Source organism: Proteus sp. fly-1067 (assembly GCF_040139345.1).
Classification (GTDB): domain Bacteria; phylum Pseudomonadota; class Gammaproteobacteria; order Enterobacterales; family Enterobacteriaceae; genus Proteus; species Proteus vulgaris_B.
Map to the genome: position 1 here is coordinate 1 of NZ_JBEEUL010000214.1, position 556 is coordinate 556.

Below are 556 nucleotides of genomic sequence, written 5' to 3' on the forward strand. Positions count from 1 at the left end.
ACCTAAAGGTTTGCCACGTGGTGGTTGGGTTGAACTTGGATTAGAGCAAATTAATTACTTGCGTCAACTTGTCGAATTAAATGACGAAACAGTGACAAAAGTTGCTGTAGAAAAAGATCAACGCCGAATTAAAGCAAATCAAATTCGTCGTGCGGTTAAGCGTCATACTAAAATATCGGCACGTACGTCTACGTCACCTGCAAAAAGAGCGTCTAGTCGTCGTCAATCGGCAGGAAATAATAAATAAGTTTCGAATAATTATTTATTAATTTAAATTAAAATATCATTTTAAAAAAGAAGTGCCCTATTAAAGTAGGGCGCTTTTTTTTTGACTACTTTCTTTTTATTATAAATCTATTTATGATAATTATTCTATTAGAACGTATTTGTTAATAATTTTATATTTAACGATAAGGTATTCAAAATAATATGTATCGTTATTTTTATTTGATAACTGTGCTATATACAATCTCTTTAGTAACCGGGTGTGATAATCCTGCAATAAGAGAAAAACAAAATGGTGTTTTCTACATCAACAATAATCAATTAGAACTTT

The 556-nt window shown here is 30.4% G+C and carries 1 pseudogene; it reads left to right on the forward strand.

The features are described 5' to 3' along the window. Positions 1-247, forward strand: a pseudogene (locus tag ABN217_RS20060) (23S rRNA pseudouridine(2605) synthase RluB); the annotation flags it as partial. Positions 248-556 lie beyond the last annotated feature (309 nt).